Origin of the sequence: Rathayibacter sp. AY1G1 (genome assembly GCF_002932095.1) — a bacterium.
In the GTDB taxonomy this organism is placed as follows: domain Bacteria; phylum Actinomycetota; class Actinomycetes; order Actinomycetales; family Microbacteriaceae; genus Rathayibacter.
On record NZ_PSUZ01000001.1, the window covers coordinates 257,197 to 279,937 of the forward strand.

Sequence of the window (22,741 nt, forward strand, 5' to 3'; positions counted from 1 at the left end):
CGGCCGTCTACGGCGCGGAGTCGCCCGACAGTCCGGCACTCACCAGCGAGTGCACGACGTCGTAGTCCGGGTCCTCCGGGTCGACGGCCGGCGGGACCAGCTCGATCGGATCCACCGGCTGCGACTTCGTCTTGAGCCCCAGCTGCACGAAGTAGCCGAGCATCCCCTGCGGGACGTCCGTCTTGATGACCTGGGACCCGGCGGACGCGACGTCCTGGAACTTGGCGAGGACGTTGCCCGGCTCGAACTGGGCGAGCAGCGCCTCCTGCACCTGCCGCTGGCGCGCCATCCGGTCGTAGTCGCTCGTGGTGTAGCGAGACCGGGCGTAGGCGAGGGCCTGCTCGCCGTTGAAGTGCCAGTGCCCGGGATCGATCCACTGGTTGACGCCCTGCATCACGCCGTCGGAGTCGGGCAGCCCGCCCAGAGGCAGCGGCTCGTCGGCGACGTAGTCGATGTCGATGCCGCCGAGCGCATCGATCAGCTGGGCGAAGCCCTCCATGTCGATCAGCGCGTAGTACTGGATCCTCAGATCGAGGATGCCCTCGACCGCGTCGCGCATCGCCTCGATGCCGGGCTCGCTGCCGTGGTCGACGGCGTCGGGGTAGAGCTCCGGGTGCTTCAGCTCGACCTCGGTGTAGACCGAATTGAGCTTGCAGACGTCGACGGCGCAGTTGTCGGTGTCGTAGCCGTCGGGGTAGAGCTCGTGCATCGGGCTGGTCTCGGGGAACGGGAAGTCGACGAACTCGCGCGAGACGCCGATGATCGAGGCCTTGCCGCTCGACGCGTCGATGCTGACCACCGAGATGCTGTCGGGGCGCAGACCGTCGCGGTCCTCTCCCGCGTCGCCGCCGAGGAGCATCACGTTGTAGCGGCCGTCGATCGGCTGCTCGATCGCTCCGCCGCCGAAGATCGACGACAGCGTCCCCCGTGTCACGCCGAGCAGGTAGGTGCCGTAGGCGGTGGTGCCGACCGAGATCGCCATCAGCGCGATCGTCGCGAACGCGAGCACGCCGCGCATCCGCGGGCGCACCCGGACGACGCGGATCAGGCGGAGGGTGTCGAGCGTCAGCACGGCCCAGACCACCCCGTAGACGACGAGCGCGGCCTGGAGCGCGAGCATCGAGACGTCGAAGGTCGCGAGCGTGTAGAGGCCGGTCGGGAAGACGAAGTAGAGGAGCACCGCGACCAGGAGGGCGACCCAGAGCCCGAGGGTGAAGCCGAGCCCCAGGCGCCCGAGCCGGCGGTTGCCCGCGAGGACCTGAGCGGACCCGGGCACCAGCAGGTTGACGATCAGCAGCCACCACGCCCGCCGCGTCATGAAGGCGCGGGAGGCGACGTCCGGGTGCCGCAGCGGCAGGGCGACGGCCGTCACAGGCCCGCCACCAGGGCGTCGTTCTTCGCGGCGACCTGCACCTCGAGGTCGGCGGCGAAGTCGTCGAGCGCTGCGGAGAGGGCGTCGTCCGCCGTCGCGAGGATCTTCACCGCGAGCAGTCCGGCGTTCCGCGCTCCGCCGATGGAGACAGTGGCGACGGGGACGCCCGCCGGCATCTGCACGATCGAGAGGAGGGAGTCGAGCCCGTCGAGGCGGGCGAGCGGGACCGGCACTCCGACGACGGGGAGCGAGGTCACGGCGGCGAGCATGCCGGGGAGGTGGGCGGCTCCGCCCGCTCCGGCGATGACGACCTTCAGGCCGCGGCCGCGGGCCTCGCGGCCGTACGCGATCATCGCCTCCGGGGTGCGGTGCGCGGAGACGACCCGGACCTCGTGCGCCACGCCGAACTCGGCGAGGACGGTGGACGCCGCCTGCATGACGGACCAGTCCGAGTCCGAGCCCATCACGACGCCGACGAGCGGCGCGGGCCCGTTCACGAGCGCGTCCGCGCTCACGAGAGGGCTCCGGCAGGGGTCGGGGAGGTCGGCAGGCTCGTCACGGCGACCATCGTACGGGTCAGTCCGTGAGAACGGCCGCCGCCGCGCGAGCCTCGTAGACCACGAGGTCGAGGTCGTCGCCGGTGGCGTTCACGTGCCCGACCTTGCGGCCCGGTCGCGGCTCCTTGCCGTAGTTGTGCACCTTCACGCCCGGGTGATCGGCGAGCACCCGCGGATAGCGGTCGGTCAGCGACTCCCCCACCGGGCCGCCGAGCACGTTGACCATCACGGTCCACGGATCGCGGCAGCCCGTCGCGCCGAGCGGCAGGTCGAGGACCGCGCGCAGGTGCTGCTCGAACTGCGACGTGGTCGATCCGTCCATCGTCCAGTGGCCGCTGTTGTGCGGGCGCATGGCCAGCTCGTTGACCAGGATCCGGTCGTCCGTCGTCTCGAACAGCTCGACGGCCAGGACGCCGGTGACCCCGAGGCTGTCGGCGATCGTCTGCGCGATCTCGGCCGCGGCTGATGCGAGCCGGCCGGCGGACGCGGGGGCCGGAGCGATCACCTCGGCGCAGACGCCGTCGCGCTGCACCGACTCCACCACCGGCCAGAGGATGCTCTCGCCGGAGGGACGCCGGGCGACGAGCTGCGCGAGCTCGCGGCGGAAGCCCACCAGCTCCTCGACCAGGAGCGAGCCGCCCCGGCCGTCCTCGGCGAGGGCGGTGAACCAGTCGTCCGCCTCGTGGGCGCCGCGCACCACGCGCACGCCCTTGCCGTCGTAGCCGCCGCGCGCGGTCTTCACCACGGCGCTGCCGCCGTGCTCGGCCAGGAACTCCCCCAGCTCCTCGGCGGAGGAGACCTCGGCCCACTCGGGCACGGGCACGCCGAGCTCGGTCAGGCGGCGCCGCATCATCAGCTTGTCCTGGGCGAACAGCAGGGCGTCGGGGCCGGGGTGCACGGCGACGCCGCGGGCGACGAGCTCGCGGAGGATCGGCTGGGGAACGTGCTCGTGGTCGAACGTCACCACGTCCACGGTCTCGGCGAAGGCGAGCACGGTCGCCTCGTCGCGGTAGTCGCCGACCCGTGTCGCGGCGAGCCCCGCCGGGGCGCCCTCGCTCTCGGCGAGCACGGCGATCTCGATGCCGAGCTCCACCGCCGCGGGGATCATCATCCGGGCGAGCTGGCCGCCCCCGATCACGCCGACGCGCATGGCGCTCCTCCATCTCCGCCCGCTGGCGCGGGGCGGCTCCATGCTACCGAGGCCCCGACGCGCTCACGCGGGCGGCGGCCACTCCGGCTCGAGAGCGGGAGCCGCGCCGATCGCCTCCCGCAGCAGGTCGGCCGTGAGCTCCGGATCCGGCAGGTCCCGCAGCACGAACACCTCGGCTCCCGCCTGCAGGATCCGGACGTCCCCGCACCGGGCGAGGCGCTGGCCGAGGGAGCGCTCGACCACGACCTCCATCCTCCGATCGAAGACCACCTCGGCCCGCCGGATCGACGCCACGCCCCGGCGCGCGCTGAGGCCGGAGGCGGTGACGCGGTAGCGCACGCTCGCCCAGCCCGCGATCCCGGGAGCGCAGAGGAGCAGCACCAGAAGTGCGGTGCCGAGCCCGATGATCCAGCGCTGCAGGGCGAGCTCGAACTGCGCGGCGAAGTAGAAGCCCGTCCAGGTGAGCAGGAGGAGGCCGACGACCGGTGCGACCGCCCGGCGGGCGCGCGGGGTCAGCCGCGCCAGCTCGCGGTCGGCGGGGTCGGTCCTGGCCATCAGGAGCGCAGGTGCGTGACGTCGCCGGCCGTGAACGAGCGCAGCGCGCCGCCCTGCTCGAGCAGGAGCGAGCCGTCCGGGGCGAGTGCGGCGGCGGTCCCCTCCTCCTGCGTGCCGTCGGGCAGCTCGAGCCGGACGCGCGTTCCGAGGGTGCCGCAAGAGGCGCGGACGGCGGCGGCCGCTCCGGAGGCCTCGGCGTCGCCCTGGGCGAGCAGCGGAGCCAGCAGCCCCTGGAATTCGGTCAGGAACGCGGCGAGCACCTCGTCGGCGCTCGTCGTCCGTGCTCCGGCGAGGGCGAGCGAGGTGGCGGTCGGGACCGGCAGCTCCGCCTCCGTCAGCAGCAGGTTCACACCGGTGCCGACGACGACCCGCCCGTCCGGCAGGCGCTCGGCGAGGATCCCCGCGACCTTCCGGCCGTCGATCAGGACGTCGTTGGGCCACTTGACGGCGACGTCCCCGTCGACGAGGGGTGCGAGGGCCCGGGCGAGAGCGGCGCCGGCCACGAGCGGCAGCCAGCCGGAGGCCTCGGCGCCGAGGGCGGAGGCGTCGACCAGAGTCGAGGCCGCGAGCGTGCGGCCCGCGGGCGCCTGCCAGACGCGCCCCAGCCGGCCTCGCCCGGCGCGCTGGTCGCCGGTGGCGACGACGGAGAGGTGCGGCCACGCGGCGGGGTCGGCGGCCGCCCGCTCGCGGAGCTCGTCGTTCGTCGACCCCGCCGACTCGAGCGCGAGGACGCGGGGGGAGACGGCGGAGGAGAGCGGGAGGAGCATGCCGCCACGGTAGCGGCGGCTCCCGCGAGGCCGCTCCGAGCGCCGCTCGCGACGTCCCGCCCTTGTCCGGATCCTCCCGTTCGGAGCGGCCCTCCCTGTGCGAGTGCGACAAGAGGAGGCGTCCGCCCCGCCGGTAGGGTGAGCGGGTGACCGCGAACACCGAACGTCCCGCGCCCGATCTGTACACGACCGCGGGGAAGATCGCGGACCTCAGGAACCGCTACCACGAGGCCGTCACGGCCAGTGGCGAGGCGGCGATCGAGAAGCAGCACGCCAAGGGCAAGATGACCGCACGGGAGCGGATCGACACCCTCCTCGACCCGGGCTCGTTCGTCGAGCTGGACGAGTTCGTCCGCCACCGCACCCACGCCTTCGGCATGGAGAAGAAGCGACCCTACGGCGACGCCGTCGTCACCGGCACCGGCACCATCCACGGCCGCCAGGTCGCCGTGTACTCGCAGGACTTCACGATCTTCGGCGGCTCGCTCGGCGAGGTGGCCGGCGAGAAGATCATCAAGGTGATGGACCTCGCCCTGAAGACCGGCGTCCCGATCATCGGCATCCTCGACTCCGGCGGAGCACGGATCCAGGAGGGCGTGGTCGCCCTCGGCAAGTACGGCGAGATCTTCCGCCGCAACACCGCGGCGAGCGGCGTGATCCCCCAGATCTCGATCATCTGCGGCCCTGCCGCGGGAGGCGCGGTCTACTCCCCCGCCCTGACCGACTTCGTGATCATGGTCGACAAGACCAGCCAGATGTTCGTCACCGGGCCCGACGTGATCAAGACCGTCACCGGCGAGGACGTCGGCATGGAGGAGCTCGGCGGCGCGCTGACCCACAACAAGATCTCGGGCGTCTCGCACTACCTCGCGAGCGACGAGAACGACGCGCTCGACTACGCGCGGACGCTCCTCTCCTTCCTCCCGGACAACAACCTGTCGCCTGTCCCCGTCTTCGAGACCGAGGTCGACCTCGAGACGACCGACGCGGACCGCTTCCTCGACACGGTCATCCCGGACAGCCCGAACCAGCCGTACGACATGCGCGCCGTCATCGAGCACATCGTCGACGAGGGCGACTTCCTCGAGGTGCAGCCGCTGTTCGCGCCGAACATCGTGATCGGCTTCGGCCGCGTCGAGGGCCGCTCCGTCGGCATCATCGCGAACCAGCCGAGCGCCATGGCGGGCACGCTGAACATCGAGGCGGGCGAGAAGGCGTCCCGCTTCGTCCGCTTCTGCGACGCGTTCTCGCTGCCGATCCTGACCCTGGTCGACGTCCCGGGCTATCTGCCCGGCACCGACCAGGAGTGGACCGGCGTCATCCGCCGCGGCGCGAAGCTGCTCTACGCCTACGCCGAGGCGACCGTGCCGCTGGTCACGGTCATCCTGCGCAAGGCCTACGGCGGCGCGTACATCGTGATGGGGTCCAAGCAGCTGGGAGCCGACATCAACCTCGCGTGGCCGACCGCCGAGATCGCCGTCATGGGAGGCCAGGGCGCGGTGAACATCCTCTACCGCAACGAGATCCGCAAGGCGGAGGAGGCCGGCGAGGACGTCGCAGCCGTCCGGACGCGCCTGGCGAACGAGTACACCTACAACGTCGCGAGCCCGTTCCTCGCGGCCGAGCGCGGCGAGCTCGACGGCGTGATCGAGCCCTCGGCGACGCGTGTCTCCGTCATCAAGGCGTTGCGGGCGCTGCGCACCAAGCGCGCCAACCTGCCCGCGAAGAAGCACGGCAACATCCCGCTCTGACCCGACTCGCTCGGACGCCGCGGCAGGAGACGGGAGACCGTCCGTGCCGCGGCGTTCCGCTGCGACCGCCTCCTCACGGGGCGGAGGGGCGGAACGATCAGTCGGAGGAGCCGGGGCCGGTCCGTCGGACAGCGGACTCCGCGGGAGCATCGGGCCGCACGACGGGAGCGGCCGGCTCCGCGGCCGGAGCACCCAGCTCCCCTGTCGCGGAATCGGGCTCCGCTTCCCGGGCATCCGCCCTCGCAGCCGGAGCACCCGCCTTCACCCCAGGACCGTCCGGCTCGGCTGTCGGAGCACCCGCCTTCGCCGCAGGAGCGCCTGCCCTGGCGGCCGGAGCATCCGGCTTCGCCGCGGACGCCTCGGACGGCTTCTCCTCCGGCTTCGCCCCGACCACCCGCGCGAACGCCAGCGCCTGCGCGGCGGAGAGGTCGGGCAGATAGGCGCGACCCAGCGCGGCTCCGATCCGGGGCAGCTGCAGCGCGTCGGGGTAGGTCATCCAGAGGCCCGCGTAGCGCGGGTGGAACTTGGCCTTGAAGCGGAACAGCGACGTGAAGCCGTAGGCCGGCTCGAGCGTCCGCGAGAGGAACTCGAGCAGGCGCGAGAGGACCGTCGGCTCCGGAGGCTCCTCCCCCTCCTCGACCGGTGCGGTGGCGAGCGGTGCGCCCGAGAGCGAGAGGAACTCGGCGCCCTCCTCCTTGACGCGCAGCGCCGCGGAGGCGATGAGGAACTCCATGATGCCGGGCATCGAGTCGTCGGAGCGGCGCATGAAGTCGAGGGTCCAGCCGACCACGCGCCCCTCCCGATGCACGGGCAGCCAGCTCGTCACCCCCTGCAGCACGCCGTCCGGTCCGACCGCGAGCAGGAGGGCGACGTCGGGATCGCGGACCTCGTCGATCCCACCGAGGGTGAAGCCCATCTCGGGCAGCGCCTTCTCGGCGACCCAGCGCTCCGACAGGTCGACGATCTGGTTGGCCATGCCGAGGGAGAGCTCGGGCCAGCTGGTCCACTGCGCCTCGATGCCCAGCTTGATGCCGCGCGTGAGCGGGTAGCGCACCTTCTGCCACCGCTTGCCGGTGAGCTCGAAGGAGGAGAGCTCGATGATCGTCTCCTCGCCGACCGAGAGGCGCGACCAGCCGAGCCGGTCGAAGACGGGGAGCAGCTCGTCGTGGATGCTGTAGAAGACGGGCGTCCAGCTGCGCTCGTCGCAGAAACGCACGAACTCGGCCACGACGTCCTCCCGCCGCTCGGGAGCGCAGGCCGGGTCGGAGAGGGTGATCGCCACGCCGCCGATCACCCGGTAGGCGACTCCGCCGGTCCCGTCGGCCGAGATCCAGTGCGCGTTGCCCTCCCAGGTCCCCTGATGGCCGAGGCTGCCGGCGCCGTGCAGGGACAGGAGCGCGCGGTACCGCGCCTCGTCGCCGCGGTTCCGCTGCACGTCGGTGGCCCGGAGCAGGGCGACCACCGCGACGACGACCACGAGCCAGAACACCGGGCCGACCCACTCGAAGACGATCCGCGCGACGGGCTCCCGCGGCACGGCGAGCAGTCCGGCGCCGCCGAGGAAGCTCACCGGGACGAAGCGCAGCAGCCCGTCCAGGAGGAGTCTCCCGAGGCCCAGGAGCGGCTCGAAGCTCGTGCGCACGCCGGCCGAGAGCGCCAGGTAGCCGCCGAGGGACACGACGAAGGCGATGGCGACGACCCGCGTCCAGAGCCTCGCAGCGGCACGGGGCGCGCGGATGCGGAAGTGCCTCCTCCCGATCACGAGCATCGCCACGACGGCCAGCGGCACCAGCACCGTCGTCGCCACCCAGAGCAGGTACTCGGCGTAGTACAGGAACTCGGGGTGACGGGCGGCGCGCTGGAGGGAGAAGACCTCCAGGATCGCGATCGCGATGTTCACCCCGACCGCCAGCAGCAGGCCCAGGCGGCGCCCGGAGCGCAGGCCGTAGGCGGCGACGAGCAGGAGGAGGAGCGGGACGAACGTCAGCAGGATCGGCCCGGGGGCGACCAGGCTCAGCTTCACGTGGTGCGCGCAGTGCCGGAGGGCGCGGCTGCACGGGTCCTCGAGGTCCGTCGTCCCCGTGAAGGCGCTCTGCAGCAGTCGGCCGAGGAACGAGAACGGACCGTAGCCCGAGTCCGAGAGGACGGCGACGAGCGGACCGATGGCGGTGACGACGACGACCGCCGCCAGCAGCCCCCGGGACTCGCGGTGCGAGCTCGGGGCCGGACGCTGCGGACGCAGCCCCGACGCTCCCCGCGCGAGCACCGCGCCGAGCACGAGCCCCGCGCCGCCCGCGAGGAGCCGGTACGCGTCGGCGGAGTCGCCCGCGTAGAGCACGAACATCAGCACGACGGCGAAGACGGTCACCCGGAGCCTGCGACGCCACAGAGCGCCCATGAAGGCGGTCGAGGCGATGAGGGCGCCGACCGCGCCGATCAGCGGGTCGAAGGTGTGGTCGCCGACGGTGTCGCCCGCCCACCACTCCCCGACGAGAGCGCCGATCGACTGCACGGAGGACCCGACGACGATCCCGACGGCGCCGGTCACGAGGAAGGCGAGGAGGGTGCGGGCCGAGCCGAGGCGGCGCTCCGCGGCGAGGAGCATCGGGAGCACCAGCACGACGTCCAGGAGCAGCTGCAGCGGGTCCGCCGCGATCAGGAGGGCGGTCACGGCCGTCCACGGACGGCCGTCGAGGGTCATCATCGGGCCCGCCGCCCACCAGGCCGTCGTCTCGGCTCCCGCGGGGGCGACGAGCGTCCCCGTGATCGCGCTCGCGGCCAGGAGGACCAGGACGACCGAGACGGCCGCCGGCGACCTCCGGACCAGCAGACGCAGGGGGCGCAGCGCCGCGGCACCGCTCCTCGGGAACCACGTCGGCATGCGGGGACGCTCCTGTTCGCAACGGACGGACGACGCTCCGGCGGCATCCGGCGTCAGCATAGCCATGCCCCGCCGACCGGCGCCGTGAACGGCATGCGATAGCGTCGCGGGATGACCGCCTCCGACTCCGCACCCGCCGTCGTCATCTCCACCCCCGGCCTCGACGCCGCCGAGATCGCCGCCGTCACGGCCGTCGTCACCGCACTGACCTCTCGCACCGAGGCCGAGCCGGAGACCCCGCAGGAGCTCAGCGGGGGCTGGAACGACCGCGCCGCGGCGGTCCGCGGGCCGCTGCGGCCGGCACCGGGAGCGTGGCGCTCCTTCTCCGGCTGAGCGGACTCGCAGACGCAGCCCGTCGGGGAACGAGCGATCCGCGACGCGGAACGTGAAATTTGTCCCCCGATTAGTCCCCTAAAGTGCTGACTATGCGCCTCCTGGCGGAGCGAGCACACTAGTGGACGTACGGTGCTCCTCCTTCGGAAGGGGCACCGCCAATCACTCGCCGACCAGGGTAAGCAGGCGGGTGTGTTGGGGGCGAGTGAGGGTAATATTCGGGTTGTTACCCTCACTCGGGGTTTGACGGCGGGCCGGGCCCCCTCTTCGGAGGAGTGGACGGCCCGCCGCACTCCGTTAACGGGCTCTTCTCATCACGTGCTGTGCGCTCGACGGGCACTGCTCACGACCGCTCTGCTCACGCTCGTGCCGCGCCGCGCCGACGATCGGTCCGCTCCGAGAGTTCGGGCGCGCCGAGACCTGAGCCGTGCTGAGAGCCGGAGCGTCCCGCCCGCGGCACCGATCCGACATCCGCACGCCCTCCGGGGCGGGTCGCCGCCGGTCGCTGAGCGTGCGGACGGCCGCGCCGTCCCGCGCGCGCTCCGCCGCTCAGACGTCGCGTCCGCCGACGCCGTCGCGCCGGATCTCGACCCAGGCGTCGACCTCGTCACCCGCGTCGTCGGAGCCGAGGGCGCCCGCGCTGCCGTCGCCGGCCGTCCGCAGGCCCACGACTGTGACCGCCGAGGCCGAGTCGGCCGAAGCAGTGCGCACCACCACGCGGTCGACCTCCTCGCGGATCCCGCTCAGAGCTTGGGCGAGCTCCCCCAGCACCCGGCGGCTCTCGCCCTCGGAGGTGCGGTCGAGGCCGCCGTCGTCGAGCACCGACACGGTCACGCCCCGCCGCCGCGCGTCGAGCACGAGACGACGTACCTCGTCGTCCAGCAGCCGCCGGCCGCGGATCTCGTCGCGCACGGCCGCCTCGAGCAGCCGGCACTCGCGCCGCTCCTCGTCGGTGAGGCCCGGTCCCGGCTCGGCGATGCGCAGCAGCATGTCGGCGGCGAGGGCGCGGGTCTGCTCCAGCCGGACCTCGCGCTCCGTGAGGTGCGCCTCCTCCGCGGCCCGCCACGACGCGGCCGCGCGCTCGGCCGCCTCGAGCACGCGCGCCTCGGAGCCCGCGCGCCCGAGCTCGACGATGAGCAGCTGCGCGATCGCGACCCAGGCGATCCCCCCGACGACGCCGAGAGTGGCCAGCGCGGCCGGGCCGGCCCAGAACACGGTGTGCACGATCAGGAAGCCGACGCCGACCCAGGCGCAGGCCGCGCGCCGGCGGGCGCACACGATCGTCATGAGGGTGCCGACCGCGGCGATGTACCAGGTGGAGTAGCCGTTGGAGGCACCCGGATCGAGCGAGGGCGCGACCAGCAGCGGCAGAGCGACGGCGACCGCGGTCATCCCGACCGCGACGGGCAGGGCGAGCCGGGTCGTCGCTCCCGGCCAGAGGGCGACGACGGTCGCCGCGACGTACAGCGCGACCGCGACGAGGTCGGCCGGCGTGGCCGGGGAGATGCGGAAGGAGAAGAAGGCGAGCACCACGTGGTACAGCGAGAAGCCGGCGCCGAGCGCCTGGAGCAGGGGGCGCGGGTAGGCGATCACGGCCCTCCTCCCGCGTCCGCCCGCCAGGAGAGGAGGACACGGGTGCCCTCGCCCGGAGTCGAGTCGACCCGCGCCGATCCCCGCGCGTTGTGCACCCGCTCGAGGATGGAGAGCCGGATGCCCAGCCGCTCGCGCGGGACGTCGGCGAGCCGGAAGCCGCGGCCGTCGTCCTCCACCACGACCTCCACCGCGCCGTCGCCCAGCAGCCCGTGCACGGCGCGGTGGACGCTGCCGCTCGGACCCGCGTGCTGAACGCTGTTGGCGAGCGCCTGCCAGACCGCGCCGAGCAGCGCCTCGGCCACCGGGCGCGGCAGCGTCGTCGCGCGCGGATCCACTCCGTCGGCCGTCGCGACTGCGATCTCGGTCCCGAAGGTGGACGCCGCGTGGGCGAGCTGGCGCTGCAGGAGCTCGAGCGGGACCAGCCCCTCGGGTGGCTCCGGCTCGTGGTCGGGCAGCAGCACGGCGAGGGTGCGCTGCGCCATCGAGGAGACCAGCGCACGCTCGGCCGGCGACTCGGCGGAGGCGGCGGAGAGCAGCGTCGCGAGCACGTTGTCGTGCACCAGGGCGTCGACCTCGACCCGCTCCACCTCGCCGGCGTGCTGGCGCATCGCCGCCTCGTACTGCTCCATGGCCGTCGTCTGCGCGCGATCGATCTGGTCGGCCGACTGCCGGAGCACGGTGATCAGCACCAGCATCACGAAGCCGACGATGCCCACGTAGGCGGCGTCGAGGATCGCGCGGGTCGGCTCCGCCCCGCCGCCGGAGGGGAGGACGCGCAGCAGCCCGAACAGCACGGTCGTCACCGACACGTACGCGATCGCGATCCGGAGGGGAGCCGCGATCGTGCAGAAGGCGGTGCCGATGGTCAGCAGGTACCAGATCCACGGGGTCTCGCGGTTCGCGCCCCCGGTGGCGACGGCGGCCGGCCAGGTCAGGAGGGCCACGAGGACACCGACCGCGACCAGGACCGCCGTGATCCGCGTGCCGCGCCGCAGCACGGCGGTGACCACGGCGGCGGTGAGCGATCCGAAGACCAGCACCAGCACCGGCCAGGCCACCTCGGGGCGCAGCAGGGGCAGCTGGGCGAGGATCGGCGGGACGGTCTGCACGCCGAAGCCGAAGCCGAAGAACGACACGACCGTGCTGATGATCCGGTCGATCCGCTCGCGCCCGGCGTTGCGGCGGGCGATCGGCGCCTCAGCGCCCGCCATCGCCGTCGTCCGGGTCGATGCCCGGCAGGATGCCGTCCTCCACCGCGCGCCGCAGCAGATCGACCTTCGTCGGGGCGGGACGGCCGATCTCGACGTATTTGTCGCGGATCCGGTCGAGGTACTCCTTCGCCGTCGACACCGAGATCTGCAGCCGCTCGGCCACCAGCTTCAGCGGCAGCCCCGAGGCGTAGAGGTGCAGGACGTCGCGCTCGCGACGACCGAGCACGGCCCGCGCGAAGTCGTCGTCGGCGTCGATGGCCGAGGCCCACTCCAGATTGTTGAGGACCTCGCCGCGGGCGACCGTGCGGATCGCGGCGACGACCGTCGACATGGGCGAGGACTTCGGGATGACGCCGGCCGCTCCCGCGGCGAGCGCCTCCCGCACGGCCACGACGCGGTCGGCGATGCTGTGGACGAGGACGGCGGAGCCGCGCACCTGCCCCCACTTGACGTTGCTGGTGATGCTCGAGCCGTCGTTCAGGGACAGGTCGAGGACGAGCACCTCGATCTCGGCGCCGCCGATCGTGCTCTCGAGGGCCTGGACGGTCTCGGCGGCGGCGACCACCTGCATCCCCGCGCTCTCGACGGCGGCGGCCACGCCCAGGCGCACCGACTCGTGGTCGTCCACGATCGCCACGCGCACGCGCGGGGCCTCGGCTGCGTCGACGTGGGGCTCCATCCCGCCCATGGTACGCAGGCGCGGGCCCGCGGTCAGTCCTCTCGGCGGACCAGTCGCGCAACGGCCTCCACGTGGGAGGTGTGCGGGAAGAGGTCGAAGCCCTCGAGGCGCTCGAGCTCGTAGCCGGCCCCGGTCAGGGCGCCCACGTCGCGGGCGAGCGCGACCGGGTCGCAGGCGACGTAGACGAGCTGCGCCGGCCGCAGCTCCGCCAGAGCGTCGGTGACCGCTCGGCCGGCGCCCGAGCGCGGCGGGTCGAGGACCACGGTCGCCGCGCGCCACCGCGCCCGCTCGCGCGCATCGGCCTGGGCGACGACGTCGCGGAGGTAGCGGTCGACGCGGGCGGTCACCGCGCGGGCGCCGACCTGGTCGGCCAGGTTCTCGAGCGCGTGTTCGGTGGCGCGGGAGTCGCTCTCGACGCTGGTCACGCGCACTCCGGCGCCGAGGCGGTCGGCCAGCGCCGCGGCGAGCAGGCCCACCCCGCCGTAGAGGTCGTGGTTGGCGGCCGACGGGTCCGCCGCGTCCGCGTCGACGGCGGCCTGCACGGCCTCGAAGAGCGCGGCGGCGGCTCCGCGGTGCACCTGCCAGAAGCCGGTGCGGTCGACCCGGAAGGTGCGGTCGGCGACGAATTCGCTCACCACCGTGCGGTCGCGGCGGGCGCGCTTGTCGGAGGGGTCGTGCACGAGCACCGCGGCTCCCTCGGACCCGGCCGCGTCGACGAGGTCGACCACCGAGCCGGGAGCGAGGCGCTCGCCGAGCGGTGCGGCCAGGGAGGAATCGGCGGTCGCGAGGGGCAGCGACTCCACGGTGACGACGTGGTGGCTGCGTGCCGCGTAGGGGCCGACCCGTCCGTCGTCGTCGACGTGGAGGCGGTTCCGCGTGCGCCAGCCGAGGCCGCCGGACGCGTCGTCCCCGCCGATCGGCGCGACCTCCACCTCGATCTCGCGACGGGCGAAGCGGGAGAAGGAGTCGACGAGCACGAGGCGCTTCAGCTCGCGCTGGTAGGCCAGGTCGGCGTGGCCGAGCTCGGCGCCGCCGACGCGCTCCTCCGGGCGGCGGTCGAGGGCGGCCTCGGGCCAGACGTGCTCCACCCGGTGCTCGGACGCCTCGAGCACCTCGAGCGCCTCGGCACGCCAGAAGCTGTCGTGCCGGACCTCGCTGATCCGCGCCCGCACGCGCTCGCCGGGGAGGACGTCCGGGACGAAGACGACGCGGCCCTCGTGCCGGGCGACGAACACGCCGCCGTGGGCGACGTTGCTAATGTCGAGCTCGATCTCGGTCCCGAGTGCGTCGTCGGCCCCGTCGGGGCGGGCGGATGCTCGGGACGGGGTCTGTGCCATCCGTCGAGCATCCCACAGCGTGGGCCCGGCCGCAGGGAGCCCTCGTGCGCCTCTACCTCGCCTCCACCTCCCCCGCGCGCCTCGCGCTGCTGCGGGCCTCCGGGATCGAGCCCGTCGTCGTCCCCTCCGAGGTGGACGAGCCCGCGGCCGTCGCCCGGGCCGAGCAGGAGCGGGGCGCGGCGCTGGACGCGGACGCCACCGTCTCGCTGCTCGCCCGCGCCAAGGCGCACGCCGTCCTGCGCCCGGACATCGACGGTCTGGTGCTCGGCGGCGACTCCGCGTTTGTCCTCGACGGGGTCGTCCACGGCAAGCCGCACGAGCCGGAGCGGGCGCGGGAGCGCTGGCGCGCCCAGCGCGGTCGCACCGGCCGCCTCCACTCCGGCCACTGGCTCGTCGACCACCGCGGCGGGAGGATCGTCGCCGAGGCCGGAGCGGTCACCTCCGCCGCCGTCACGTTCGCCGACGACATCGACGACGCCGAGATCGACGCCTACGTCGCCACCGGCGAGCCCCTCGAGGTGGCCGGCGCCTTCACCATCGACGGCCGCGGCGCCGGCTTCATCACCGCGATCGAGGGCGACCCCTCGACGGTGATCGGGATGTCGGTGCCGACCCTCCGCACTCTGGTGCGGAGCCTCGGCGTCGACTGGACCGCGCTCTGGAACCGCTGAGGCCCGTCCCGCCCTTGTGAGGAACCGACGAAGGCCCTCCGCTTCTTTGTGGTGAGCCGCGCCGGGCCGGGCGGAGCCGCCCCCTAGGGTTGGGGACCATGCCGAAGATTACGAAGGTGCTCGTCGCCAACCGGGGCGAGATCGCCGTCCGAGTCATCCGCGCCGCCCGCGACAGCGGGATCGCCTCCGTGGCCGTCTACGCCGACCAGGACCGCGACGCCGTGCACAGCCGCCTCGCCGACGAGGCCTACGCCCTCGGCGGGACGACCAGCGCCGAGACCTACCTCGTCATCGACAAGCTGCTCTCGGTGGCCCGCCGCTCCGGTGCCGACGCCGTGCACCCCGGCTACGGCTTCCTCGCCGAGAACGCCGACTTCGCCCGCGCCGTCATCGACGCCGGCCTGATCTGGATCGGCCCCGGCCCCGAGGCCATCGAGCGCCTCGGCGACAAGGTCTCGGCCCGCCACGTCGCCGAGAAGGTCGGCGCGCCGCTGGCCCCGGGAACCCTCAACCCCGTCTCCGGCGCCGCCGAGGTGCTCGAGTTCGTGGACCAGTACGGCCTCCCCGTCGCGATCAAGGCGGCCTTCGGCGGCGGCGGTCGCGGCCTCAAGGTCGCCCGCGAGCGCGACGAGGTCGAGGAGCTGTTCGCCTCCGCCACGCGCGAGGCCGTCGCCGCCTTCGGCCGCGGCGAGTGCTTCGTCGAGAAGTACCTCGACCAGCCGCGCCACGTCGAGACCCAGTGCCTGGCCGACGCGCACGGCAACGTCGTCGTGGTCTCCACCCGCGACTGCTCCCTCCAGCGCCGCCACCAGAAGCTCGTCGAGGAGGCGCCCGCGCCGTTCCTGACGGATGCGCAGAACACCGAGCTCTACCGCGCCTCGAAGGCGATCCTGCAGGAGGTCGGCTACCTCGGCGCCGGGACCTGCGAGTTCCTGATCGGCAAGGACGGCACGGTGTCCTTCCTCGAGGTGAACACCCGCCTCCAGGTCGAGCACCCCGTGTCGGAGGAGATCACCGGCATCGACCTCGTGCGCGAGCAGTTCCGCCTCGCCGAGGGCGGCGTGCTCGACTACGACGACCCGGAGCCCCGCGGCCACTCCTTCGAGTTCCGCATCAACGGCGAGGACGCGGGCCGCGGCTTCCTCCCCGCTCCGGGCCCGGTGCACGTCTTCAAGGCCCCCGGCGGACCCGGCGTCCGCGTCGACTCCGGCGTCGTCGCCGGCGACGTGATCTCCGGCTCCTTCGACTCGCTCCTCGCGAAGCTGATCGTCACCGGCGACAGCCGCGAGCAGGCGCTGGAGCGCTCGCGCCGCGCCCTCGCCGAGTTCGAGGTCACCGGACTGCCGACAGTCCTCCCCTTCCACCGCGCGATCGTCGAGGACCCGGCCTTCGCCCCCGAGGGCGGCGCGCCCTTCACGATCTACACCCGCTGGATCGAGACCGAGTTCGAGAACACGATCCCGGCCTGGAGCGGCGAGCCCGGAGCGACCGACGAGCCGGCGGCCCGCCGGAACGTGGTCGTCGAGGTCGACGGGCGCCGCGTCGAGGTCACTCTCCCCGGCGACCTGGTCGGCTCGGGACCCGCCCGCGGGGCCGCTGCCGCCTCCCCGAAGCGCCGCGGCTCCTCCTCCGTCAGCACCGTCACGGGCGACTCCGTCGCCTCGCCCATGCAGGCCACCATCGTCAAGGTCGCCGTCGCCGAGGGCGACACGGTCGTCACCGGCGACCTGGTCGTCGTCCTCGAGGCGATGAAGATGGAGCAGCCGCTCACCGCCCACAAGGACGGCGTCGTGAAGGGCCTCGACGCGACGGCCGGAGCGACCGTCCCCGCGGGACACGTGCTCCTCCAGATCGTCTGAGCCCGTTCCGGGCCGCTCCCCGCGCGGCCCGGCGCGGTCGGCTCCTCGACGTGAGTGGTACCGCCGAGCGGGTCGCGTCGCGCTGCCGTCAATCGCTTCGCACGCGATTCCCGGTCGTGCGCTCTGCCGATGAAGGGCCGCACCCCGCGCGGCCCGGCGGAGTGGCGCGTCAGGTGACGATGTGCATGGCGCGCGCGGCGTCCGAGATCGAGCCGGTGAGGCTCGGGTAGACGGTGAAGGCCCGCGCGACCTGGTCGACGGTCAGGCGGTGCTCCACGGCGAGGGCGAGCGGGAAGATCAGCTCGCTCGCCTTCGGAGCGACGATGACGCCTCCGATGACGGTGCCGGAGCCGGTGCGCGCGAACAGCTTGACGAAGCCGTCGCGGATGCCCATCATCTTCGCCCGCGGGTTCGCGGCGAGCGGGAGCTTGTAGATCTCGCCCTGCGCGATGCCCTCCTCGATCTCGCGCTGGCTCCACCCGACGGTCGCGATCTCGGGCTGCGTGAAGATGTTCGCCGCGACGTTGCGCACCTCGGTCGGGTTCACGGCGTCGCCCATCGCGTGGAACACGCCGGTGCGGCCCTGCATGGCGGCGACGGAGGCGAGCGGGAGGAACGTGGTGCAGTCCCCGGCCGCGTAGATCGAGGGGACGCTGGTGCGGGCGACGCGGTTGACGCGGATGTGCCCCGACTCCGTCAGCTGCACCCCCGCGTCCTCGAGGCCGATGCCCGCCGTGTTCGGCACGGAGCCGACGGCCATCAGGCAGTGCGAGCCCTCGACGACACGTCCGTCCGAGAGCACGGCCTGCACGCCCTTCTCGGTCCGCTCGACGCGGTCGGCGCGCGACTTCGAGAGCACGACCATGCCGTTGCGCTTGAAGACGTTCTCGATCACGGCGGCCGCGTCGGCGTCCTCGCCGGGCAGCACCTGGTCGCGGGAGGAGATGAGGGTCACGCGGGCGCCGAGCGCACGGTAGGCGGAGGCGAACTCCGCGCCGGTCACGCCGGAGCCCACCACGATCAGGTGCTCGGGGACGGACTTGAGGTTGTAGAGCTGGGTCCAGCTGAGGATGCGCTCGCCGTCGGGAGCCGCGGTCGGGAGCACACGGGGGCTGGCGCCCACCGAGACCACGATCGTGTCCGCCTCGATGCGGTCGAAGTCCATGCCCTCGCCGCCGGCCGCCGTGGAGACGATCAAGGCGTTCGAGCCGTCCAGGCGCCCGTCCCCCTGGACGATGCGCACGCCGTGGTGCACCAGGTTCGCGCGCATGTCCTCGGACTGCTGGCGCGCGAGCCCGAGCAGGCGCTTGTTCACCGTCGCCAGGTTGACCGCCACGTCCGGGCGCACCGGCTTGTTCTGCTCCGAGCGGGTGAAGAACTGCACGCCCAGGTCGGCGGCCTCGCCGATGGCGTTGGTGGCCTCCGCCGTCGCGATGAGCGACTTCGACGGGACGACGTCGGTGATGACGGCCGAGCCGCCCACTCCGACCCGCTCGACCAGGGTGACCTCAGCGCCGAGCTGCGCTCCCGCGATGGCGGCTTCGTAGCCGCCCGGCCCCCCTCCGAGTACAGCGATCCTCTGCGCGCGCTCGAACTCGTAAGCCATGCTTCCCATTGTCCTCTCTCACTGAGTGTTCGCCCAATCGCGGGGTGTCGGATCGGCCGCGGGAGTCGCCCTCCGCCGCCGCGCAGCCCGTCGGTAGGGTGGGAGGATGTCCGACCAGACCCTGCACCCGCTCGACGCCCCCGACGCCGATCCCTTCGAGATCGCGGCCCGCGCGGCCGCTCAGATCGCCGAGGCGACAGGGGTCGAGAAGCACGACATCGCCCTCACCCTCGGCAGCGGCTGGGGCAAGGCCGCCGACGCGATCGGCGAGACGACCGCGACGGTGGAGGCCACCGAGATCCTCGGCTTCTCCAAGCCGGCCGTGCACGGGCACGGCGGCACCCTGCGCTCCGTCCTGCTCCCCACCGGCAGGCGCGCGCTGATCATCGGCGCCCGCACCCACTACTACGAGGGCTACGGCGTGCGCCGCGTCGCGCACAGCGTCCGCACCGCCGCCGCGACGGGCGCGACGGTGATGATCCTCACCAACGGCGCGGGCGGCATCAAGGAGCACTGGACGCCCGGGACCCCCGTGCTGATCAGCGACCACATCAACCTCACCGCCGACTCGCCGCTCGAGGGCGCGACCTTCGTCGACCTCACCGACCTCTACTCCTCGCGCCTGCGCGACCTCGCCCGCGGGACGCGTCCTGAGCTGGACGAGGGCGTGTACGTGCAGTTCCGCGGGCCGCACTACGAGAGCCCGGCCGAGGTGCAGATGGCGAAGATCATCGGCGGCCACATCGTCGGCATGTCGACCGCCCTCGAGGCCATCGCCGCGCGCGAGGCGGGCATGGAGGTGCTGGGCATGTCGCTCATCACGAACCTCGCCGCCGGCATCCAGAAGACCCCCCTCAGCCACGAGGAGGTGCTCGAGGCCGGCCGCGACGCCGAGGACGACCTCGCCCGCCTGCTCGCCGGGATCACGGGCGCCCTGTGAGCGCCGACGTCCGGGAGCTCGCCGAGGCCTGGCTCGCCCAGGACCCCGACCCGGAGACGCGGGAGGAGCTGGTCGGCCTGCTGACCGCCTCCGACTCGGGCGACGCCTCCGCCCGCGCCGAGCTCGAGGACCGCTTCGGCGCCCGCCTGGCGTTCGGCACCGCGGGCCTGCGCGGCGCCATCGCGGCGGGATCCAACCGGATGAACCGCGTGCTGGTCTCGCAGGCCGCCGTCGGCCTGGCCGACTTCCTGCTGGCGCAGGGCGTCCAGCGGCCCGTGGTCGTGATCGGCTACGACGGCCGGAAGAACTCGCGCGTCTTCGCGGAGGACTCCGCCGCGCTGATGGCGGGCGCCGGCGTGGACGCGGTGCTGCTGCCCCGGCTCCTGCCCACCCCCGTGCTGGCCTTCGCCGTGCGCCACCTCGGCGCCGACGCCGGAGTGATGGTCACGGCGAGCCACAACCCGCCGCAGGACAACGGCTACAAGGTGTACCTCGGCGGCGCCGACGAGGGCTCGCAGATCGTGCCGCCGGTCGACTCCGAGATCGCCGAGCGGATCCTCGCGGTCGCGCGGGACCGGCGCGTTCCGGAGCTGCCGCGCGGCGAGTACCGGCTCGCGGACGAGTCCGTGGTCGCCGCCTACATCGAGGCGACGGCCGCCGTCGGCCGCCAGTCCGCTCCGCTGCGCATCGTCTACACGGCGATGCACGGGGTCGGCTGGGAGACGGCGCACCGGGTGCTCTCCGCGGCGGGATTCGACGAGCCGGCCGTCGTGGTCGAGCAGATCGAGCCCGACGCGGCGTTCCCCACGGTCGCGTTCCCCAACCCGGAGGAGGCGGGCGCCCTCGACCTCGCTTTCTCGACCGCGCGCTCCGGTCGCGCGCAGCTGATCGTGGCCAACGACCCGGACGCCGACCGCTTCGCCGCCGCCGTGCCCGACGCCTCCGCCCCGGAGGGCTTCCGGCGCCTCACCGGCAACGAGGTCGGAGCGCTGCTCGGCTGGCGCGCCGCCGAGCAGGCCCGCCGCGAGGGCCGCACCGGAGGAGCGCTCGCCTGCTCGATCGTCTCCTCCCCCGCCCTCGGTGCCGTGGCGGCCGACTACGGCCTCGACTTCGCCGAGACGCTCACGGGCTTTAAGTGGATCTCGCGCGTCCCCGACCTCGTCTTCGGCTACGAGGAGGCGCTCGGCTACCTGGTGAACCCCGGGACGGTCCGCGACAAGGACGGCGTCTCGGCCGCGCTCGCCTTCCTCTCCCTCGCGAGCGCGCTCGCCGCCGAGGAGCGCACGATCGACGACGAGCTGGAGTCGTTCGCCGAGCGGTTCGGGCTCTTCGGATCGGAGCAGATCTCGCTCCGCGTCACCGACCTCTCCGAGATCGGCCGGATCATGGCCGGACTGCGCGCGACGCCTCCGACCGCGATCGGCGGGCTCGCCGTCGAGCGGAGCGAGGACCTGCTCGCCGAGGGCGGCGCGCTGCCCCCGACCGACGCGCTCCGCTTCTCCCTGGACGGTGCCCGTCTCATCGCGCGCCCGAGCGGCACGGAGCCGAAGGTCAAGCTCTACCTCGACGCCTGGTCGCACGACTCCGACGCCGACGCCCGCCGGTCGGCCGTCTCGTCCCGCCTCGCCGCCCTGCGCACCGGCGCCGCGGAGCTCCTCGCGTAGGTCCCCCTCCGGTCAGCGGGGCGCGCGGACACCGATCCGCTCGCCCCGCTTCCAGAGCCACTCCACCGGACCGAGCTCGAACCGGCGCAGCCACAGGTGCGCCGCGAGCACGACGACCGCCGCGATGAGCAGGAACGCTCCGACGGTCGCCGGGACGCGCCACTGCGCGGCGGTCACCGCCAGCCCGAGTCCCCAGCCGTAGAAGAGGGCGCCGCCGAGCAGGTTCTGCAGGAGGTAGGCGCTCAGGGCGACCCGGCCGACCTCCCGCGCCCGGCGTGCCGCCCAGCCCTCGGCGCCCCGGCGGAGGCAGGCCTCGGCGAGGGCCGCGAGCAGGCCGAGCCCGACCAGGGGCGCGACGAGGTAGCGCTCGGCGAGCAGACCGGCGGCGCTCCCCCCGACGCCCAGCGCGAGGTCGACGGGGAGGGCGAGGGCGCCGAGGACCATCATGCGACGGCGGAGTGACGCGCCCTCGGCGGCGAGGACCCCCGCCCGATGGAGGCGCGCGCCGAGGAGGAACATCGCGAGGCTGAGGAGCCCGATGAGCACCGGCTCCGCACGGAAGACGCCCGCGTTCTGCAACCGGATGGCGGCGAGTCCGAGGAACGACGCGTCCGCGTAGGGGCTCCGGCCGGTCGGCCCCTGTCCGGCACCGTCCGGGCTCGCCGCCACGAGCGCCACGAGCGCCGAGATCAGGACGACGTGCAGAGCGCCGCAGACGAGGATCACGCGGCGCTGCGTCGTCGGCCGGGTGAGCAGCAGCCAGGCGACGACCGCTCCGGTGACGGCGTATCCCATGAGGACGTCGAACTCCGCGATCAGCACGTAGTTGACCGCGCCGTCCAGGAGGAGGAGCGTCGCGCGCCAGAGGTAGCGGCCCGGCCAGCGCGTCCCGCGCCGGACCGCGGAGGCGTGCTGGATCGCGAGGCCCACCCCGAAGGCGAGGGAGAGGAGGGCGAGGAACTTGCCCTGCGCCAGCGCCATCAGCAGGAGCTGCGCAGTCCCGGCGGAGGAGGAGGTCTCCGGCGTCACCGGGACGGAGAGCAGTCCGAGCATCCCCCAGGGGTGGGAGAAGATCCAGATGTTCGTGCCGAGGGTCCCGATGATCGCGACACCGCGGACGACGTCCAGGGTCGCGATGCGGCGGCCGGCTCCGGCACGGGGTGGCAATACGGTCGTATTGGTCATGTCCGAGAGCGTAGCCTGCTCGAGCAGTCGAACGAGAGGGACGCCATGCCGGATCGGCGCGAGAGCAGGAGCGACATCCTCTCGGCGGTCGTCGCCGTCCTCTCGACCCGCGGGGCGGAGCACCTCAGCATCCGCACCGTCGCGGCCGAGGCCGGCGTCTCGGTGGGGGCCGTCCAGCACCACTTCCCGACGAAGCAGGCGCTGCTGGCCGGCGCGATGGCCCGGGTCGAGGAGCGCTTCCGCGAGCGGATGCGGAGCCGCCTGGAGGCCGAACCCTCGGCCGAGGTGCGGCTGCGCGTCTTCTGCGACGAGATCGCGTGCGTCGCGGACGAGGACGTGCCCGACGCGATCGTGTGGACCGCCTTCGCCTCCCGCGCCGGCACCGATCCGGAGATCCGCGCGATCCACACCGCCGGCTGGTCGCGCACGGAGGACGTCGTCCTGGAGCTGCTGCGCGCCGCGCATCCCGCGGCGTCGTTCGGCGCCGACGACGCCGCGCTGCTCCTCGCGGTCCTCGACGGCATCGCGGTCTCCCGCGCGGCCGAGCGGCCCTCCGCCACTCCGCCGGATCCTGGCGGGAGGCCGTCCTCGAGGCGGGCCGTGCTCTCGAGCGGACCGGCGCGGTGGACG

19 protein-coding genes are annotated in these 22,741 nt (G+C 73.5%); 7 read left to right on the top strand and 12 right to left on the bottom strand.

From position 1 onward, the window contains the following. Positions 1-7 precede the first annotated feature (7 nt). From C5C36_RS01140 to C5C36_RS01160, 5 genes are all read right to left on the bottom strand, one after another. Positions 8-1,372, bottom strand: coding sequence for an LCP family protein (locus C5C36_RS01140; RefSeq protein ID WP_258062231.1), 1,365 nt, complete (start codon positions 1,370-1,372; stop codon positions 8-10). Next, positions 1,369-1,836 (bottom strand): 5-(carboxyamino)imidazole ribonucleotide mutase, encoded by a 468-nt coding sequence (gene purE / locus C5C36_RS01145; protein ID WP_104246749.1) that lies wholly within the window; start codon positions 1,834-1,836, stop codon positions 1,369-1,371. Before purE ends, C5C36_RS01140 begins: the two co-directional genes overlap by 4 nt. A gap of 112 nt (positions 1,837-1,948) precedes the next feature. Beyond that, positions 1,949-3,079, bottom strand: coding sequence for a 5-(carboxyamino)imidazole ribonucleotide synthase (locus C5C36_RS01150; RefSeq protein WP_104260500.1), 1,131 nt, complete (start codon positions 3,077-3,079; stop codon positions 1,949-1,951). Positions 3,080-3,142: 63 nt separating this feature from the next. Further along, the gene (locus C5C36_RS01155; RefSeq protein WP_104246680.1) at positions 3,143-3,634 is read right to left on the bottom strand and encodes a PH domain-containing protein; all 492 of its coding nucleotides are present in this window, start codon (positions 3,632-3,634) and stop codon (positions 3,143-3,145) included. Next, positions 3,634-4,401, bottom strand: coding sequence for a biotin--[acetyl-CoA-carboxylase] ligase (locus tag C5C36_RS01160; RefSeq protein ID WP_104260501.1), 768 nt, complete (start codon positions 4,399-4,401; stop codon positions 3,634-3,636). Before C5C36_RS01160 ends, C5C36_RS01155 begins: the two co-directional genes overlap by 1 nt. A gap of 146 nt (positions 4,402-4,547) precedes the next feature. Between C5C36_RS01160 and C5C36_RS01165 the strand changes: the two genes are divergently transcribed. Beyond that, positions 4,548-6,152: an acyl-CoA carboxylase subunit beta gene (locus C5C36_RS01165; protein WP_104223164.1), complete on the top strand. Its 1,605-nt coding sequence runs from the start codon at positions 4,548-4,550 to the stop codon at positions 6,150-6,152. 97 nt (positions 6,153-6,249) lie between these two features. On the opposite strand, the gene C5C36_RS01170 is transcribed toward C5C36_RS01165, so the two are convergent. Continuing rightward, complete coding sequence (locus C5C36_RS01170) at positions 6,250-9,033, bottom strand: bifunctional lysylphosphatidylglycerol flippase/synthetase MprF (RefSeq protein WP_181133758.1); 2,784 nt, start codon at positions 9,031-9,033, stop codon at positions 6,250-6,252. Between the two features lie 111 nt (positions 9,034-9,144). On the opposite strand from C5C36_RS01170, the gene C5C36_RS01175 reads away from it, so the two are divergent. After that, positions 9,145-9,366 carry an acyl-CoA carboxylase subunit epsilon gene (locus C5C36_RS01175; protein ID WP_104223166.1) on the top strand — a complete coding sequence of 74 codons (222 nt, stop codon included), beginning with the start codon at positions 9,145-9,147 and terminating at the stop codon, positions 9,364-9,366. A gap of 549 nt (positions 9,367-9,915) precedes the next feature. Here the strand turns inward: C5C36_RS01175 and C5C36_RS01180 are convergent. From C5C36_RS01180 to C5C36_RS01195, 4 genes are read right to left on the bottom strand one after another with little or no spacing between them, the layout of a single operon-like run. Continuing rightward, positions 9,916-10,959: a hypothetical protein gene (locus C5C36_RS01180; RefSeq protein ID WP_104225461.1), complete on the bottom strand. Its 1,044-nt coding sequence runs from the start codon at positions 10,957-10,959 to the stop codon at positions 9,916-9,918. Continuing rightward, entirely contained in the window at positions 10,956-12,170 is a 1,215-nt protein-coding gene (locus C5C36_RS01185) for a sensor histidine kinase (protein WP_104309097.1), read from the bottom strand. The genes C5C36_RS01180 and C5C36_RS01185 overlap by 4 nt, the downstream gene beginning before the upstream one ends. Beyond that, positions 12,157-12,858 carry a response regulator transcription factor gene (locus C5C36_RS01190; protein WP_104223169.1) on the bottom strand — a complete coding sequence of 234 codons (702 nt, stop codon included), beginning with the start codon at positions 12,856-12,858 and terminating at the stop codon, positions 12,157-12,159. The genes C5C36_RS01185 and C5C36_RS01190 overlap by 14 nt, the downstream gene beginning before the upstream one ends. A 23-nt stretch (positions 12,859-12,881) precedes the next feature. Beyond that, positions 12,882-14,186 carry a class I SAM-dependent RNA methyltransferase gene (locus C5C36_RS01195; protein ID WP_146083669.1) on the bottom strand — a complete coding sequence of 435 codons (1,305 nt, stop codon included), beginning with the start codon at positions 14,184-14,186 and terminating at the stop codon, positions 12,882-12,884. A gap of 44 nt (positions 14,187-14,230) precedes the next feature. Here C5C36_RS01195 and C5C36_RS01200 point away from each other — a divergent pair, with 44 nt between their 5' ends. Continuing rightward, positions 14,231-14,857 carry a nucleoside triphosphate pyrophosphatase gene (locus C5C36_RS01200; RefSeq protein ID WP_181027094.1) on the top strand — a complete coding sequence of 209 codons (627 nt, stop codon included), beginning with the start codon at positions 14,231-14,233 and terminating at the stop codon, positions 14,855-14,857. A 98-nt stretch (positions 14,858-14,955) separates the two neighbouring features. Continuing rightward, a complete protein-coding gene (locus C5C36_RS01205) occupies positions 14,956-16,716 on the top strand; it encodes a biotin carboxylase N-terminal domain-containing protein (protein WP_104262420.1) in 1,761 nt (586 codons plus the stop codon). 169 nt (positions 16,717-16,885) lie between these two features. On the opposite strand, the gene C5C36_RS01210 is transcribed toward C5C36_RS01205, so the two are convergent. Then, on the bottom strand, positions 16,886-18,322 hold the full coding sequence (locus tag C5C36_RS01210) for an NAD(P)H-quinone dehydrogenase (RefSeq protein WP_104223171.1): 1,437 nt from the start codon (positions 18,320-18,322) through the stop codon (positions 16,886-16,888). A 106-nt stretch (positions 18,323-18,428) separates the two neighbouring features. Here C5C36_RS01210 and C5C36_RS01215 point away from each other — a divergent pair, with 106 nt between their 5' ends. Both C5C36_RS01215 and C5C36_RS01220 read left to right on the top strand, forming a co-directional pair. Then, positions 18,429-19,262 (top strand): purine-nucleoside phosphorylase, encoded by an 834-nt coding sequence (locus C5C36_RS01215; RefSeq protein ID WP_104238027.1) that lies wholly within the window; start codon positions 18,429-18,431, stop codon positions 19,260-19,262. After that, a complete protein-coding gene (locus C5C36_RS01220; RefSeq protein ID WP_104262419.1) occupies positions 19,259-20,926 on the top strand; it encodes a phospho-sugar mutase in 1,668 nt (555 codons plus the stop codon). The genes C5C36_RS01215 and C5C36_RS01220 overlap by 4 nt, the downstream gene beginning before the upstream one ends. Before the next feature lie 12 nt (positions 20,927-20,938). On the opposite strand, the gene C5C36_RS01225 is transcribed toward C5C36_RS01220, so the two are convergent. Continuing rightward, entirely contained in the window at positions 20,939-22,111 is a 1,173-nt protein-coding gene (locus C5C36_RS01225; protein WP_104262418.1) for a DUF418 domain-containing protein, read from the bottom strand. 45 nt (positions 22,112-22,156) lie between these two features. On the opposite strand from C5C36_RS01225, the gene C5C36_RS01230 reads away from it, so the two are divergent. Continuing rightward, on the top strand, positions 22,157-22,741 hold a 585-nt coding region (locus tag C5C36_RS01230), incomplete at its 3' end, for a TetR/AcrR family transcriptional regulator (RefSeq protein WP_104309098.1).

What these genes read in the sequence shown, in the direction of transcription:
- purE (WP_104246749.1), bottom strand. Translation starts at nt 1,836, where the DNA reads ATGGGCTCGGACTCGGACTGGTCCGTCATGCAGGCGGCGTCCACCGTC.
- C5C36_RS01150 (WP_104260500.1), bottom strand. Translation starts at nt 3,079, where the DNA reads ATGCGCGTCGGCGTGATCGGGGGCGGCCAGCTCGCCCGGATGATGATC.
- C5C36_RS01155 (WP_104246680.1), bottom strand. Translation starts at nt 3,634, where the DNA reads ATGGCCAGGACCGACCCCGCCGACCGCGAGCTGGCGCGGCTGACCCCG.
- C5C36_RS01160 (WP_104260501.1), bottom strand. Translation starts at nt 4,401, where the DNA reads ATGCTCCTCCCGCTCTCCTCCGCCGTCTCCCCCCGCGTCCTCGCGCTC.
- C5C36_RS01170 (WP_181133758.1), bottom strand. Translation starts at nt 9,033, where the DNA reads ATGCCGACGTGGTTCCCGAGGAGCGGTGCCGCGGCGCTGCGCCCCCTG.
- C5C36_RS01175 (WP_104223166.1), top strand. Translation starts at nt 9,145, where the DNA reads ATGACCGCCTCCGACTCCGCACCCGCCGTCGTCATCTCCACCCCCGGC.
- C5C36_RS01185 (WP_104309097.1), bottom strand. Translation starts at nt 12,170, where the DNA reads ATGGCGGGCGCTGAGGCGCCGATCGCCCGCCGCAACGCCGGGCGCGAG.
- C5C36_RS01190 (WP_104223169.1), bottom strand. Translation starts at nt 12,858, where the DNA reads ATGGGCGGGATGGAGCCCCACGTCGACGCAGCCGAGGCCCCGCGCGTG.
- C5C36_RS01195 (WP_146083669.1), bottom strand. Translation starts at nt 14,186, where the DNA reads ATGGCACAGACCCCGTCCCGAGCATCCGCCCGCCCCGACGGGGCCGAC.
- C5C36_RS01205 (WP_104262420.1), top strand. Translation starts at nt 14,956, where the DNA reads ATGCCGAAGATTACGAAGGTGCTCGTCGCCAACCGGGGCGAGATCGCC.
- C5C36_RS01210 (WP_104223171.1), bottom strand. Translation starts at nt 18,322, where the DNA reads ATGGCTTACGAGTTCGAGCGCGCGCAGAGGATCGCTGTACTCGGAGGG.
- C5C36_RS01215 (WP_104238027.1), top strand. Translation starts at nt 18,429, where the DNA reads ATGTCCGACCAGACCCTGCACCCGCTCGACGCCCCCGACGCCGATCCC.
- C5C36_RS01225 (WP_104262418.1), bottom strand. Translation starts at nt 22,111, where the DNA reads ATGACCAATACGACCGTATTGCCACCCCGTGCCGGAGCCGGCCGCCGC.